At 74.3% G+C, this 14,130-nt stretch carries 16 protein-coding genes; 3 read left to right on the top strand and 13 right to left on the bottom strand.

The annotated features are described in order from the left end of the window. Positions 1 to 11: 11 nt before the first annotated feature. The 3 genes from ACSDG8_RS14645 to ACSDG8_RS14635 form a co-directional block, all read right to left on the bottom strand. The gene (locus tag ACSDG8_RS14645; RefSeq protein WP_210895834.1) at positions 12 to 191 is read right to left on the bottom strand and encodes a hypothetical protein; all 180 of its coding nucleotides are present in this window, start codon (positions 189 to 191) and stop codon (positions 12 to 14) included. Positions 192 to 272: 81 nt separating this feature from the next. Further along, on the bottom strand, positions 273 to 620 hold the full coding sequence (locus tag ACSDG8_RS14640) for a thioredoxin family protein (protein ID WP_282100780.1): 348 nt from the start codon (positions 618 to 620) through the stop codon (positions 273 to 275). Beyond that, positions 590 to 982 (bottom strand): MerR family transcriptional regulator, encoded by a 393-nt coding sequence (locus tag ACSDG8_RS14635; RefSeq protein WP_030503529.1) that lies wholly within the window; start codon positions 980 to 982, stop codon positions 590 to 592. Before ACSDG8_RS14635 ends, ACSDG8_RS14640 begins: the two co-directional genes overlap by 31 nt. 445 nt (positions 983 to 1,427) lie before the next feature. On the opposite strand from ACSDG8_RS14635, the gene ACSDG8_RS14630 reads away from it, so the two are divergent. Continuing rightward, the gene (locus tag ACSDG8_RS14630; protein ID WP_210895830.1) at positions 1,428 to 2,081 is read left to right on the top strand and encodes a dienelactone hydrolase family protein; all 654 of its coding nucleotides are present in this window, start codon (positions 1,428 to 1,430) and stop codon (positions 2,079 to 2,081) included. Between the two features lie 174 nt (positions 2,082 to 2,255). Here the strand turns inward: ACSDG8_RS14630 and ACSDG8_RS14625 are convergent, their stop codons facing one another. Continuing rightward, positions 2,256 to 3,410, bottom strand: a complete 1,155-nt coding sequence (locus tag ACSDG8_RS14625) for an AI-2E family transporter (RefSeq protein ID WP_210895828.1) — start codon at positions 3,408 to 3,410, stop codon at positions 2,256 to 2,258. A 129-nt stretch (positions 3,411 to 3,539) separates the two neighbouring features. Here ACSDG8_RS14625 and ACSDG8_RS14620 point away from each other — a divergent pair, with 129 nt between their 5' ends. Next, entirely contained in the window at positions 3,540 to 3,722 is a 183-nt protein-coding gene (locus ACSDG8_RS14620) for an antitoxin (protein WP_174533445.1), read from the top strand. 76 nt (positions 3,723 to 3,798) lie between these two features. On the opposite strand, the gene ACSDG8_RS14615 is transcribed toward ACSDG8_RS14620, so the two are convergent. From ACSDG8_RS14615 to eccB, 8 genes are all read right to left on the bottom strand, one after another. Continuing rightward, positions 3,799 to 4,410 carry a C39 family peptidase gene (locus ACSDG8_RS14615; protein ID WP_210895827.1) on the bottom strand — a complete coding sequence of 204 codons (612 nt, stop codon included), beginning with the start codon at positions 4,408 to 4,410 and terminating at the stop codon, positions 3,799 to 3,801. Positions 4,411 to 4,554: 144 nt separating this feature from the next. After that, positions 4,555 to 4,968, bottom strand: a complete 414-nt coding sequence (locus ACSDG8_RS14610; protein ID WP_210895825.1) for a pyridoxamine 5'-phosphate oxidase family protein — start codon at positions 4,966 to 4,968, stop codon at positions 4,555 to 4,557. A 22-nt stretch (positions 4,969 to 4,990) separates the two neighbouring features. After that, a complete protein-coding gene (locus ACSDG8_RS14605; RefSeq protein ID WP_439427962.1) occupies positions 4,991 to 5,326 on the bottom strand; it encodes a hypothetical protein in 336 nt (111 codons plus the stop codon). Positions 5,327 to 6,512: 1,186 nt separating this feature from the next. Then, on the bottom strand, positions 6,513 to 7,346 hold the full coding sequence (locus ACSDG8_RS14600) for a hypothetical protein (protein WP_210895821.1): 834 nt from the start codon (positions 7,344 to 7,346) through the stop codon (positions 6,513 to 6,515). Between the two features lie 156 nt (positions 7,347 to 7,502). Then, positions 7,503 to 7,925 (bottom strand): hypothetical protein, encoded by a 423-nt coding sequence (locus ACSDG8_RS14595; protein WP_210895819.1) that lies wholly within the window; start codon positions 7,923 to 7,925, stop codon positions 7,503 to 7,505. Between the two features lie 177 nt (positions 7,926 to 8,102). Next, complete coding sequence (locus ACSDG8_RS14590; protein WP_210895818.1) at positions 8,103 to 9,383, bottom strand: WXG100 family type VII secretion target; 1,281 nt, start codon at positions 9,381 to 9,383, stop codon at positions 8,103 to 8,105. Continuing rightward, positions 9,376 to 9,747 (bottom strand): hypothetical protein, encoded by a 372-nt coding sequence (locus ACSDG8_RS14585; protein ID WP_013283763.1) that lies wholly within the window; start codon positions 9,745 to 9,747, stop codon positions 9,376 to 9,378. Before ACSDG8_RS14585 ends, ACSDG8_RS14590 begins: the two co-directional genes overlap by 8 nt. Before the next feature lie 115 nt (positions 9,748 to 9,862). Further along, positions 9,863 to 11,332, bottom strand: a complete 1,470-nt coding sequence (gene eccB / locus ACSDG8_RS14580; RefSeq protein ID WP_210895816.1) for a type VII secretion protein EccB — start codon at positions 11,330 to 11,332, stop codon at positions 9,863 to 9,865. Between the two features lie 162 nt (positions 11,333 to 11,494). Here eccB and ACSDG8_RS14575 point away from each other — a divergent pair, with 162 nt between their 5' ends. Beyond that, the gene (locus ACSDG8_RS14575; protein WP_210895814.1) at positions 11,495 to 12,667 is read left to right on the top strand and encodes a type VII secretion protein EccE; all 1,173 of its coding nucleotides are present in this window, start codon (positions 11,495 to 11,497) and stop codon (positions 12,665 to 12,667) included. On the opposite strand, the gene eccD is transcribed toward ACSDG8_RS14575, so the two are convergent. Further along, positions 12,651 to 14,048 (bottom strand): type VII secretion integral membrane protein EccD, encoded by a 1,398-nt coding sequence (eccD, locus tag ACSDG8_RS14570; protein ID WP_210895812.1) that lies wholly within the window; start codon positions 14,046 to 14,048, stop codon positions 12,651 to 12,653. The genes ACSDG8_RS14575 and eccD overlap by 17 nt on opposite strands. Positions 14,049 to 14,130 lie beyond the last annotated feature (82 nt).

Raw genomic sequence — 14,130 nt, 5'->3', positions numbered from 1 at the left:
GTACGCGTACCTCAGAACTGGCGGCCGTTGGACGGACGCCCGCCGGCGTCGCGCGGCGCCGTGGCCCGCGGATCGTCGGATGTCCGCGCCGTCGCGGCGCGGTCGGCCCAGTCCGGCGAGCCCTCAAGCTCCCGCTTGCGGCGTTCCTGGTCGGTGAGTTCCTGTTCCCGGGACCTGTCCTGTTTCGCCATGACGATCCTCGCGATCCGTCGGGGTCCGTGGTCACCCCGCGCGTTCCCGCCCGGCGGCGGCTCAACCGTCCAGGCGAGGGCTCAACCGTCCAGGTGCTGGGCGAAGCTGCGCCGCAGGTGGTCCTTGGGGCGGGAGCCGACGATCGAGCCGACCACCTCGCCGCCCCGGAACACCAGCATGGTCGGCGCGGACATGATCCGGTGGGCGCGGGTGGTCGCCGGGTTCTCGTCGGTGTTGAGAGTGACGAAGCGCAGCGCGTCGCCGAACTCCTCGGCCAGCTCGGCCAGATGCTTCGACACCACCCGGCACGGCGGGCACCACTCGGCCCAGAAGTCCACCACCACCGGCCGGTCGGCGGCCAGCACGGTGGCCGCGAAACTGTCGTCGGTGACCGGGTTCAGCCGGCCGGTCCCCGTGTCCTGAGGCATGTTTCCTCCCGTTGGGCGATCGCGTGGGCGAGCTGGTCGTGCAGCCGGCGGCGGACGTCGCCGAGCCGGTCCAGGTAGTCGTCCACCTCGGCGAGCTTGCGCCGCAGCACCGCCACCGAATCGGGGCAGACGTCACCGGAGTCGTTACCGGCACGCAGGCAGGCGACGAACGGACGGATGTCGTCCAGGCCGAAACCGATCGCCAGCAGCGACCGGATCTCGCGGACGACACGCAGTTCCGCCTCGTCGTAGACCCGGTACCCGTTGGCGGACCGGCCCGGCCGGACCAGGCCGTGGGTCTCGTAGTAGCGCAGGGTGCGGGTGCTCGTACCGGCCCGCCGCGCCAGCTCCCCGATCCGCATCCGCCGCCCCCGTCCCTCTCTGTGGCTCGACGCTAAACCTTGCCGCCGACGTCAACGCAACCCTGCGCTTGTCGGCCTCCCTCGCGCGGCTCCTGCTGGCTCTCCCCGCCCGCTCTCCCTGCCGGCTCTCCCCGCCGCTGTCCCTGCTGGCTCTCCCCGCTGGCTTTCCCCGTCGATCATGAAGTTAGCGGCGTTTTTGATCTCCGAATCTGCCGTCAACTTCATGATCAACGCGGTCGGGCGGGGTGCGGGGTGGTCCTCTCGTGGATCTTGGTACGAAATGGCCCCTCCAGGGGCCATCTCGTACCAAGATCTCTCCTGTGGCCTTGCCCGGATGGCGTGATCATGAGGATGGCGGGGTGGGGGAGCGCTTTCCGGGCCGTCAACCTCATGATCGTGCGGCTTGGGGGTATCGGGTGGGCGGGTTGAGCGGGGGGTGACGGGGATGCGTGAGGTTTCGGTGCCTGTTGTCGACGGTGGGCTCGTGGGGGATGTCAGCGTGCCCGACGGGGCGGGTGGGGTGGTGCTGTTCGCGCACGGGAGCGGCAGCTCGCGGCACAGTCCGCGCAACATGGCCGTCGGGCGCGCGCTCAACGAGCGTGGGCTGGCCACCGTGCTGGTCGACCTGCTGACTGCCGACGAGGAGGCGCGGGACGAGGTCACCGCCGAGCTGCGCTTCGACATCGGCATGCTGGCCGAGCGCCTCGCCGGGATCGTCGACTGGATGGGCGCCGACCCGGAGCTGGGGCGGCTCCCGATCGGGCTGTTCGGCGCCAGCACCGGCGCCGCCGCCGCCCTGGTCGCCGCGGCGGCCCGGCCGGACCGGGTGGGCGCGGTGGTCTCCCGGGGCGGCCGGCCCGACCTCGCAGGCAGCTCACTGACGGCGGTACGCGCACCGACGCTGCTTCTCGTCGGCGGCCTGGACGAGCAGGTGATCGTGCTCAACGAGCAGGCCCGGGACGCGCTCGGCGAGGTGGCGGAGCTGCGCATCGTGCCCGGCGCCACGCACCTGTTCGAGGAGCCCGGCACGCTGGAGCAGGTGGCCGACCAGGCCGGCACCTGGTTCACCACACATCTGCGCCAGCCGCACCCCGCCTGAGCACCGCGCCGCCAGCGCGACCGGCGGCCGGGCGGGCCTGCGCCCAGCGGCCTCGACGGCGCGGCTGTCAGCCAGCGGCCTCGACGGCGTGGCTGTCAGCCAGCGGCCTCGACGGCGTGGCTGTCAGCCAGCGGCTTCGACGGCCCGGCTCAGCCGGCAGCTTGACGGCCCGGCTCAGCCGGCGGCTTCGGCGGTGCGGCCGGGTCCAGTGGCCGGGCCGGGACCGATTGCGCGCTTCGCCGCGTCGGCGCGGTGCCGCTGCACCGTGTCCAGCACCCGCCAGAGCACCGCCGCGATCGGCACCGACACGAACGCGCCGGCCACCCCGGCGACCAACGTGCCGGCGGTGACCACCACCAGGATGACGGCCGGGTGCAGTTGCACCTGCCGCCGCATCACCAGCGGCTCCAGCAGGTTGCCCTCGATCTGCTGGACGGCGATCACGGCGGCGAGCGTGAGCAGGGCCGTGGTGGGACCGTTCGCGGCGAGCGCGACCAGCACCGCCACCGCGCCGGCCACAGTGGCGCCGATGATCGGCACGAAGCCGCCGAGGAACGTGATCAGGGCGAGCGGCAGGGCCAGCGGGACACGCAACACGACCAGCGCCAGCCCGATGCCGATGGCGTCGATGGCCGCGATGATCATCGTGCCCCGGCTGTACGCGCCGAGCGTGCGCCAGCCCGCCCGGCCCGCCTCGGCGGTCAGCTCCCGGCGCGGGCCGGTCAGCCGGCGCAACACCCAGCCCCACATCGAGCGGCCGTCCTTGAGCAGGAAGAACAGCAGCACCAGCGCGAGGAGGATCGCACCGGCCACCTCGGCTGCCTTGCGCGCCCCGGCGACCGGGTCGGGCGCCCCGCTGCTCAGGCCCTGCCGGATCTGCTCCACCAGCCGGTCGAGCTGCTGGTCGGTGACCGGCAGGCTGGACGTGACGAAGTCCCGGGTGCGTTGCAGCCCTTCGTCGAGTTGCTGGCTCAGCTCGCTGAACTGGCTCGCGGTGAGGTTCCAGACGAGGACGCCGGCGCCACCCAGGATGCCGAGCAGCAGCAGGATGGTGAGCAGCGCGGCGAGCCCGGCCGGCACCCGCAGCCGGCGCAGGCGTACCAGCACGGGATCGAGCAGCGCGGTGAGGAAGAGCGTGCCGGCCAGCGCCACCGCCAGCGGGGCGAGCAGCACCGCGATCTGCCCCAGCAGCCACAACCCGGCCGTCACCACGAGGAGACAGGCGCTCCAGGTGACAGCGGTCCGTACCGGCCAGGGCAGCCCGGCCCAGGTCTGCCGGGGGCCGGTCGTCGGTGCCGGCCGCGTCGGCTCGGATCCATCAGCGTCCACGTCGCCTCCTCGATCGTGGCCGTTGGTACCCGACGGACGTCGATCCGACACCAGGGCGGTAATGGCCCACCCGGTGTTTGTGCCCCCAGCCCCAGGGAAGGCTTCCAACGTATCGAAGGGAGATCCGACATGAGTGACTTCATGGACAAGGCGAAGGACTTCGCCGACAAGCATGACAAGCAGGTCGACCAGGGTATCGAGAAGGCCGGCGACGCGGCCGACAAGCGCAGCGGCGGCAAGTACGACAACCAGATCGACAAGGGCGTCGACATGGCGCAGCAGCGGACCGGCGAGGGTGACACCGGGCGCTGACCCCGTACACCCGCTCCGGCGCCGGACACGACGGCGGCCACGCCCCCAGGGGAGCGTGGCCGCCGTGGCGTCGGGGTCAGGAGCTGTAGCCGCGTCCGGCGATCCAGTTGGCCAGCTCGGTCACGTCCATCCAGTACGTCGGCATGTCCGGCCGGGCCGGGTCGGCGATGAGGACGGTGTCGGCGTCGCCCTCGTACCGCACCACGGTCAGGTAGTGGCCGGGGTAGCTGTGCTCCACCCCGTCGATGTCCCGGGCGCCGCCCAGGATGTTCGCCACCACCGGCCGGTCGTCGTCCACCGCGGCCCGGATGTCCGTGCGCAGGCGTGCGACCTGCTCCGGGGTAGCCACGTCGTGGCGGATCTCGGTGGTGCGGTACTTGCCTCCGGTGTACTCGTTGAGCACCCGGGTGATGTCGATGGCGGAGTCGGTGCCGTTCTGGGTGGTGCCCAGCTTCCCGGCCAGCTCGTCCTGGCTCACGTCCTTACCCTCGGCCGAGAGCGCGATGCGGGCCGAGGCGGGACCACAGTAGAAGAAGTTCGGCTGGGCCTGGTACTCGTAGTCGGCGGTGCGGTCACCCTTGCCCTTGACCGGGGCCGCGTGGGCGGCGGCGGCCGGGCCGGCCACAGCTCCGCCGGCAGCGGCGAGGCCGGCGACGGAGAGCACGCACTTGCGGATGATCGGATTCATGTCGAGGCTCCATTCGGGGGTCGGCGCTCCGTGCGGGAGACGCGGCACCAGGAGTGGCGCTCGGCGTACGGAGAGTTCAACCGCCCTGCTTCCGGGCCTCATTCCGGGCGTGACCGGGGCCACCGCGAAACCGGACAGGCCGCCTCAGTCGGGCAGGCTGCCCAGGAGCCGGGTGACCGCGATCTCGATGACCACCCGCTCCGGATTCGGACGCGGGGTGCGATAGCGCCCGGCGTACCACCGCTCGGCCTCGGCCACCGACTCCGGGTTGCGGCGCAGCACGGCCCGGCCCTCCACGGTCAGCCACCAGCGGCCGTCGACCTGGCACACGGCCACCGGAGTGCCGTCCGAACCGGCCGCCGCGACGTGCCGGGCCTTGGCCGACCCCGCGGAAGTGATCACCCGGGCCACTCCGGCCTCCGGGTCGAAGGTCACCCCCACGGGTACGACGTGCGGGGTGCCGTCGGCGCGCAGCGTCGTCAGCGTGGCGAGATGCCGGTCCGCGAAGAAACGGCCCACCCGCCCGTCGTGCGGGTCCAACCGGTGCCGTCCCGCCATGCCGTCTCCTCGCTCGCGTGCCTCATCGACGGGGTGCCGCGCCGGGCGGCAACGCCGGGGCCGGGGACTCCTCGGTGGCCCGCTGCGCGGCACGGTGCTTGACTGCGAGCCGGCCCAGGTAGAACAGCGCGCCGGCCAGCACGCCCATGTCGTCCAGGTAGACCGGGTCGGGCAGCAGGTCCACCGGCAGGATCGTGTAGATCAGTGCGCCGTAGAACGCGACCTTGCCGCCGGCGCCGAGCGCGCCGAGCATGCGGCGGGTGCGGACCAGCCGGACGGCGAGCACGATCGCCCCGGCCAGCATGGCCGCCGCGACGACGGCGGCGAGTGCGACGAGCACCCAGGATTCGCGGGACACGTCACCACGCTAGCCGAGCCGGGCCCGCGCCGCGCTGCGTCGTGGCCCGGGGCGCCACCCTTCCGCCCTGAGCGGCATCGGAGTGCCCGGAATGGAGCCACCTCCCCCCGGAGCTGGCGGACCGGGCGCCACTACGCCGAGGTGGTGGCAACGAGGTGGTGCCGACCCAGCCACTTCGCCGAACTGGTGAGCCGGCCGCCATTACGCCGGGGTGGCGGCATCGGAGTGCCCGGAATGCAGCCACTTCGCCGAACTGGCGGACGGGGCCGCCACTACCCCGGGGTGGCGGCAATAGGGGTGCCCCGGACCTAGTCAGCTCCCCGGGCTGGCGGGCCGGGCGCCACTTCGCCGAGGTGGTGGCAACGAGCTGGTGCCGACCCAGCCACTTCGCCGGACTGGCGAACCGGGCCGCCATTACGCCGGGGTGGCGGCATCGGAGTGCCCGGAATGCAGCCACTTCGCCGAACTGGCGGACGGGGCCGCCACTACCCCGGGGTGGCGGCAATAGGGGTGCCCCGGACCTAGTCAGCTCCCCGGGCTGGCGGGCCGGGCGCCACTTCGCCGAGGTGGTGGCAACGAGCTGGTGCCGACCCAGCCACTTCGCCGGACTGGCGAACCGGGCCACCATTACGCCGGGGTGGCGGCATCGGAGTGCCCGGAATGCAGCCACTTCGCCGAACTGGCGGACGGGGCCGCCACTACCCCGGGGTGGCGGCAACAGGGTGCCCCGGAGCTAGTCAGCTCCCCGGGCTGGTGAGCCGGGCGCCACTTCGCCGAACTGGCGAACGGGCCGCCGTTACGCCGGGGTGGCGGCATCGGAGTGCCCGGAATGCAGCCACCTCCCCGGAGCTGGCGGGCCGGCCACCACTACGCCGAGGTGGTGGCAACGAAGTGGATCCAGCCCTTACCCCGGACTGGCGAACGGGGCACCATTACGCCGAGGTGGCGGCATCGGAGTGCCCGGAATGCAGCCCCTTCGCCGAACTGGCGAACGGGCCCGCCACTACCCCGGAGTGGCGGCAACAGGGTGCGCCGGACCTAGTCAGCTCCCCGGGCTGGTGAGCCGGACCACCACTTCGCCGAGGTGGCGGCAACGAGGTGGTGCCGACCCAGCCACCACCCCGAACTGGCGAACCGGGCCGCCACTACCCCGAAGTGGCGGCAACGGCTCGGGACCGCGGGGCGCTCAGGCCGCCACGGCCGCCCGTCCCCGGGCAACCGGGGTCAGCTCGCGGGTGATGTCGACGGCGGCCGTCCCGGCCGGCAGTTCCCGGGTGGCGTCCGGCCCGGCGAACCCGACGATGGACAGCTCCGTCTGCGGCTCGGCGACCGGGTGCAGTGCCGCGAACACCTCGTCGCGCAGGCTCTGCGCCGCCGCCGCGGCCCGCTCGGCGGCCTGCCAGGCGGCCTGTTCCCGCTGCGTCGCGGCCCGGTGCCGGGCGGCGAGGTTGTCCCGGACCAGCCGGCGCAGCAGCAGTTCCTGCTCCACCGGGTGCCGGCTCGGGTCCCAGCCGTTGCCGCCGAGGATGTCGCTGAGCTGCCGCACCGTGATCTCGTTGCGCCACTGGGCGTCCATCGCCGCCCGGTGCAGCCAGCGCTCCCGGTCCGCGTACTCGGCCGGGGTCCGGGCGGTCCGGGGCAGCGGCAGCGCTGCGGCGGCGGCCAGGCGCCGCACGTCGTCCTCGGCCGCCTGGTACGCCTGCCAGGCCGCCTCGGCCTCCTCCTGGGCGGTCAGCCACTCCGACCGGCTCCGCTCGGCAGTAGCTGCCGCGCGGGCGGCGGCCACCGCCACCTCGTCGGCGTACCGGTCCCGCTCCCGGTCCTGTACGCGAGCCCGCTCGGCCCGTTCGATGCTGCTCGGCCGGGCGGCGTCACTGATCCGGTCGACAAGCTCCGAGCGGAACCGGGACGGGCGGACGATCAGGGCGGCGACCACTGTCGCGGCCACGGCGAGCAGAGCCAGCCAGATCACGGCGGCTGCGGGGACGTCGGGCAGGACGGTGGAGAAGACGGTCTGCATCACCAGCACCTCAAGGTGGAACGTGGGACGAACAAACGGTTGTGGCCCGGTCGTCCGGGCGGGTGCGCCTCGTGGGGAGGCGCGACTCGACGCGCGGCAGGGCGCACGCGGTGCGGCTCATGGGGCCGCGTCGGGGCGTACCGAAAGGTGGCCCGGTCAGGCGCGCGGCGGACCGCGGCGGGCGATGGCCGCCCGAGCCGGGTCGGCGACGACCACGGCCTCGACGCCGGGCACGCGCCCGGCGGAGACGGAATCGGTGACGGCCGCATCGGCGGCGGGACCGGTGGCGGACCGCGGCGCGCCGTCGGCCGTCGTGGTGCCCGCCGCGACCGGAGACGCGATCGCGCCCGGCGAGAATCCGGCGGATGTCGCTCGGGCGCCGGCCGCCCCGAACCCGGCGGTACGTGCCGTGGTGGCGTCGGCCGTGACCGCGACGGACTGCTCGGTCACGGCGGCGTGGGCGGGTGCGGCGGCGATGCCCTGGAGGCCGGCGATCAGCACCAGGCTGGCCACGGCCGTGCGGGCGATCCGGCGCAGCGTCGCCGTCCAGGTGGACGGGGTGAACGCTACGGGCAGCACCGTTTCAACCTATCGGCCGACGGGAGATTTCGCAGCTCAAAGATCTTGCTGGTTACGTGAGCCGTCCCACGGGTCGCTGTGGACGGACCGGTCCCTCGGCTCGGGCGAGCGGACTCCAGCCGACGCGAAACGGCGCGGAACCCGCCCGGGTGCCGCGCCGTTTCGTGGATGCTGCTGTCAGTTGCCGCCGAGCACCGGCGGCGGGGCGCCGTCGCCGTCGCCCCAGACCATCTCGTCTTCGGTGAGCCAGGTCAGCCGGCCGTCGGACTCGTCGTCGCCGTGGCTGCCGCGACCACCGAGCACGCCGCCACGGCCGGCCATCGCGGGCCGCCCGGTGCCGCCGGCGCGCTCGCCGGACTTGCTTCCGGCGTCGACCACCAGGCCGCGACCGGAGGTGAGCCGGCCGGTGCCGGCCGCCGCGCGGTTCTCCGCGCCGGGCATCCCGCCGAACCGGGCCGAGGACGCCGAGTTGGGGCCGGTGCCCGCGAGCGCCCCGGTGCTGAGGACGCCGGGGGCGCCGTAGAGCGCGCCGCCGCCCCCGCCGGCCGTCATCGTCGCCGGGCCGCCGCCGGTGCCGAAGCCCGGGCCGCCGCCGATCGTCGGGCCGCCGGTGGTGCTGGTCAGCGGGCCGGCGCCGGCCAGTGAGGTGCCGGTCGGCTCGACAGTGCCGCCGGTGGTGACGGAACCCGGAACGCCCGTGCCGGGGTTGCCGCCCGGTGTGCCGGAGCCCGGGGTGCCCTCACCCGGCGTGCCGCTGGTGGGCGCCGCGTGGTGCACGCCCGTCGTGGTGGCGGTGCCGCTCGCCCCCGGGCCGAAACTGCCCAGGCTGGGGCCGGACGACGGCGTCTTGACCGAGGGGCCGTTCTGCAGCGTCGGGTCGCCGTTGCGGGTGTTGCCGGGCAGCTCGACCTCGGGCGGGTCCGGCACGACGATCCGGCCGTACGCCGAGAAGTCGTAGCCCTCGGCGAGCTTCGCCACGACCTGCACCATCCGCTGGTGCGCCTTCTCCTGCTCGGCCTTGTCCTGCTGGTGGCCGACGATCCCGCCGATCACCGCGCCGGGGGCGCCGCCGATCAGGAAGCCCTTGCCGGCGCCGCCGAGCAGCTTGTCGTTGTCGTCGGTCTCCTCCGGGCTCTCCGCCTTGGTCTGCGCGGCCCGCAGCTCGCTGGACATCATGTCGAGACCCTGCCGGATGCCGGTCATGCCCTCGGCGAGGTTGCCGGAGTAGCGCACGACCATGTCGAGCCGCCTGGTGAACTCGTGCGCGGCGTCGCCCGTCCAGCTCTTCGACAGCGCCTCCAGGTCGGCGTTGAGGTCGCGGCCGAGGTCGTCGAGTGTGCCCTTGAGGGAGGTCCACTGGGCGCTGAGCGCCTCGATCTGCTTCGGGTCGCCGGCGTTGACGCCCTGGTAGAGCTCCTCGTGGCTGACGTGCTCGTAGCGCCGGGTGTACTCAGACACGCGGGTCCTCCTTCGGCTGCTTCATCGCCTCGTTCAGCCCCGAGAGGGCGGCGGCGATGTCGGCCGCGGCGGCGGCGTTGCGGGCCTCGGCGGTCTTGTAGTTCGTCATGATCTTGTGGGTCGCCTCGCGGGCGGCCAGGATCGCCCGGCGCAGCCGGTCGACGTGGTTGACGTAGCTCTGGTGCGTCTCGGAGTAGCGACGTGCGTTGTCGGTCGCGTCGGTGAACGTGCCGAGCGCGGGCGGGCGGCACTGCATCTGGGTGTTGAGCTTGCGCAACACCGACTCCGCCTCGTGCAGGCGCCGCTCAAGTCGCTGGTGGAAGTCCTCCAGGGACAGTACGTCTACTGTCGTGCGACCGGTCATGGCTGTATCCCCGTAGTCATCGTCGATAACCTTCGCCGCACTCAGGTTAGTCGAAACGCGCCAACCCGGGCGACCCGTGACGGCATCCATCCACATCGGATCCCGGAGGGGCCGGTCAACCGCCCTGGACCTGGGCCGCCGCGCCGCCGGCGGAGGGGGTCGCGGTGGGCGCCGGCGGGGCCGAGGCATCGAAGTACGCCATCGCGTCCTCCCGGGACAGCGTCGGGCCGGTCGGCACCAGCGCCAGCAGCGAGGCGGGTACGGCCAGCGGCGTCACGTCGCCGTACCCGAGGGCGCTCTTCGCGTCGCCCCCGGCGGTGCCGAGCGGATAGCGGATGCCCTGGGCGGTGATCAGGTAGACCGTCGACCCGGCCGCGGGCTTGCCGCTCTCCCCGGCGGTCGCCTGTGCCAGCACGCCCTTGCCGCCGGGCAGCAACACGTTCTCGGCGGTGCGTACCGCGTCCCGGCCGCCCTGCCGCGACGGTATCGCGGTCGCCTCGGTCAGCTCGGCCGGCGGGGAGTCGAAGACCTCCAGCGTGGTGGTCGGCGGCTGGCCCGCCGGTCCGGGCCGGTAGGTGGCGCAGAGCACCGTGCGCCCCGGGCGGACCTCATGCGGCGTCGGCAGCTGGGCGGGCAGGCCGTCCGGCTCCAACCGCTGGTCGGTGAGGAGCCGGCCCGCCTCGTCCGGAGTGATCTGCGTCACCTCGCCGCCCCGGCCGAGCAGCAGCAACGCGGTGACCTCCCGGACCGTGGCCAGGCCCTGCCGGGTGAGCACGTAGTACTGGCCGGCCGCCTGGTAGACCTGGCCGATCCGGGCCTGCCGACCGGCCACGGTGAGCCCGCTCGCACCGCCGTCCCCGTCGATCGTGGGCTTGCGCAGCACCGGGCCCACCGGCACCGCGTTCAGCAACTGCTGCCCGACGGTGAGGTTCGTGACGCCGGCCATCTTCAACGCCACGAGCGCCTGGTCGTCGCCGGCGACACGCAGCCGCGAGCCGCCGGTGAGCAGGTAGCGGGCCTCGCCGGTACGCACCACGACGGCCCGGTCGGTGAGCGCGGTGCCGCCGGGCAGCGTCCGGTCGATCACCAGGTGCGTGGTGGAACGCTGCGTGTCGTTCGGGTCGGGCACGTCGCACACCGACCAGGGGAGCCCGACCAGGGACTTGCGGTCCGGCAGGTCGTCCGGCGCGCCCACGATGCCGACCAGCCGGCCGCGCGGCCGGTCCTTGATGGACGCCTGGGACATGGTGCGCGGCTTCGCCGCCGCGTCGTTGACAATCAGCCGGGCCGAGGCGTAGTTGAGCGTCGGGCGCAGCACCCGGTCCTCGCCGAAGTAGTACGTCGCGCCGGTCTCCCGCTCGATCACCAGCGTGTTCGGCTCCAGCGGCGCCGAATTGCTGGTGAGCTGCCCGTACGCGCCCACCCCGCCGAGCACCACGGCGGCCGCGATCACGCTGCCGAACACCGCCATGCCGAGGCGGCGCATCGGCAGGTCGTTCGTCTCCGGATCACCCGACAGCAACGCCGAGACGATGCGGCGGGTGACGAAGCGGTACGCCTGCACCTGATCGCGGCGGGTCCGCATGACTAACCTCCGGCAGGGGTGGATCCACGACGACAGGGCCGAGCGGCGCCGCGGGCTTCCCTACGATAAGGGGCCGCCGGGGGTGCGCCGGACCCCGTCCGCCGCCCGAACGCCGCACCCCGCCGGGCGGACGCCCAGGATGTCCAGAAGGGACGCTCACCGATGACGCAGCTGCAGGCGCCACCCGGTCGTACGGCCACCGCCCCCGCCGTACCGGCGGACCGGCCGGTCACCCCGGCCGACAAGCGCCGCCGGGGCCGGCTCGGCCCGGTCGTGGTCGGGCAGCTCGTCGTGGTGGAGTGCGCCGCGCTCGCCGTCTGGTTCGCCACCGCCGGTCCGGCCTGGCTGCTCGGGGTGGTGGGCGTGCTTGCGCTGCTCGCCGTCGTCGCCGCGTTCGCCCGCCGGGGCGGTCGCTGGTGGTACGAGGACCTGATGCTGCGCCGCCGGCTGCGCCGCCGCCGGGGCCGGGCCCGGGGCGCGACGTCGGGCGGCGACCCCCGGCTGGCCGCGCTCGCCCCGGAACTGACAGTGGTGGAGCTGACCGAGCGCGGCACCCGCCTCGGCATCGGGCAGGACGACCGGGGCTGGTTCGCCGCGCTGGCGCTCACCGGCCGGCCCGGCGCGCCCGCCGGCTCGATCGAGGCCGCCGTGGTGGACCGCGTGCTCGCCGTGCTCGCCGACTTCTCCGGCCCGGTCACCCAGACCCAGGTCGTCTCGCACACCCTGGTCTGGTACCCGGCCCCCGGCGCGCCGCCGTCGGCGTACCGGACCGTGTGGGTGGCGCTGCGCCTGTCGGTGGGCGACGCGCGGGCCGAGACGGTGAGCCGGGGCGGCGGCCTGCGCGGCGTGCACCGGACGGTGGCGGCCGGGGTGGGCCGGCTCGGCAAGGCGCTCAACGCCGCCGGTCTCGGCCACCGCGTGCTCGGCCGGGACGAGCTGCACGCGGCGGTGGTGTCCGGGGCCGGGCTCGACCTGGCGCCGGAGGCCCCGGTGGAGACGTGGAACAGCGTGCGCGGCGGCGGCTGGACGCAGCGCTGCCTGGCCCTGCGGGTACGCCCCAACGGCTCGCTCGGCGCGCTCGTGGACGCGGTCACCGCCACCTCCGCGCCCTCGCACACGGTCGCCGCGGTGGTGCTCCCGGGCGGCCGGCGGGTACCGCCGCTGCTGCGGGTGGCGGCCATGGACGGGCACGCCGAGGCGCTGGTGAAGGCGGTCCGGGACATGGCCGGGCGGGTGGGTGTGCCGGCCCGCCCGCTGGACGGCCAGCACGGTCCCGGCGTCTACGCGACCGCGCCGGTCGGCACTGCGATGGGGACCGTCACGGTCGAAGGTTGACGATCCAGCCGTACATGCCGCACACCCAGACGGCCAGCGGCACCAGCGCGATGATCAGCAGGATCTCGACGATGTCCAGAGTCCGGCCCCAGACCGGCGAGATCCGCTTGCCGGCCACTGTCAGGCCGTAGAGCAGGCTGATCACGGCCACCACGGCCAGGCCGCCGAGGATCAGACCGAGCCGTACCGCCAGCGAGCCGGCGGTGAACACGGCGGCGGCGACCAGTCCCAGGCCGACGGTGCCGGACAGCAGCACCGGCGTGCGCTGGCCGCGGCTGAGGAACGGGCGTGCCCGCAGCAGCGACAGCAGCGCCAGGACCAGGCAGAGCAGGACCGCCGGCAGGCGGCCGTCCTCGGCCAGCACCACCTCGCTGCCGAGCACCAGCAGCGAGACGGTCCAGAGCAGGCCGGTGAGGAACGCGTCGGCGCGCTCGCTGTTGCGCAGCACCGACGGCCCGTCCACCGACTCGGTGTCGGACTTCAGGTCGTCCGGTCCGGTGGGGATGGACGGCACCGGCAGCCGGGCCAGGCGGTAGGCGAGCATCGGCAGCGCGGGCAGCGCGCCGAAGGCGACGGTCGCCACCACGGCCGCCGAGGCCGCCGCGTCGATGTCGAAGGCCAGGCTGAGCACCGCGCCGAGGCCGACCGCCGCTCCCACGCCGACCGCGCCGAGGAACAGCGGCAGGCGGTCGCCGACGGCGAGCGCGGCGATCGCGGCGAACACCACCACGGCGGTGCCGGCGAGCAGGACGTGCGGGCTGGCCAGCTCGCCGAGCGTGCGGTCCCCGGCGAGCACGAGCAGGCCGCCGACGCCCGCGTAACCGACCCCGACCAGGGCCAGCACCGCGCCGGTGCGACTGTCGCCGGCCGCCCGGGACAGCACCGCGGCGCCGACCAGCAGCGCCACCGCGACCACGAACGCGGCGGCCGCGCCGGGCAGCTGCGGCGGGCCGGTGAGCAGCGCCGCCACCGCGCCGCCGGCCAGCGCGGAGGCGGCCAGGAGGACCGCGAACGTCCGGGTGGTGCCCACCTGCCAGGCGCCCGCCCGCTGCGTGGTGGAGGTGGCGACCGCGTCCACCACGTCGTCGAAGACGATCTCCGGAGCGGTGGCCGCCCGGGGGTTGAAGTAGAGCACCTCGCCGTCGCGGACCCCGAGCTGCGCGGCGGTGCGGCCACCGTCGAGCGGCTGGCCGCCGAGCCGGGACAGGCTCCAGCCGCCGTGGCGTACGCCCTCGTCGGCCAGGTCCTCGCCCGCGTAGCGCAGCAGCGTGGGCAGCAGGTCGGCGAGCGGCACGTCGGACGGCAGCGCCAGGTCCATCCTGGTACGCGGCGCCACGATGGTGATCCGGCTCAGCCCGCCGGTCGCCGTCTTCGTCGCCACAGTGGCCTCCTCGTTGCTCGCAGACGATCCGCTCGGCCGTCGGCGTCGGCCCCACGGGTCCACGACGCCTCCGGGAGATTAC

The organism is Micromonospora sp. LA-10, from assembly GCF_051853095.1.
GTDB lineage: Bacteria > Actinomycetota > Actinomycetes > Mycobacteriales > Micromonosporaceae > Micromonospora > Micromonospora echinospora_A.
The sequence above is the reverse complement of the archived record's forward strand: the minus strand, read 5'-3'. Positions and strand labels throughout refer to the sequence as shown.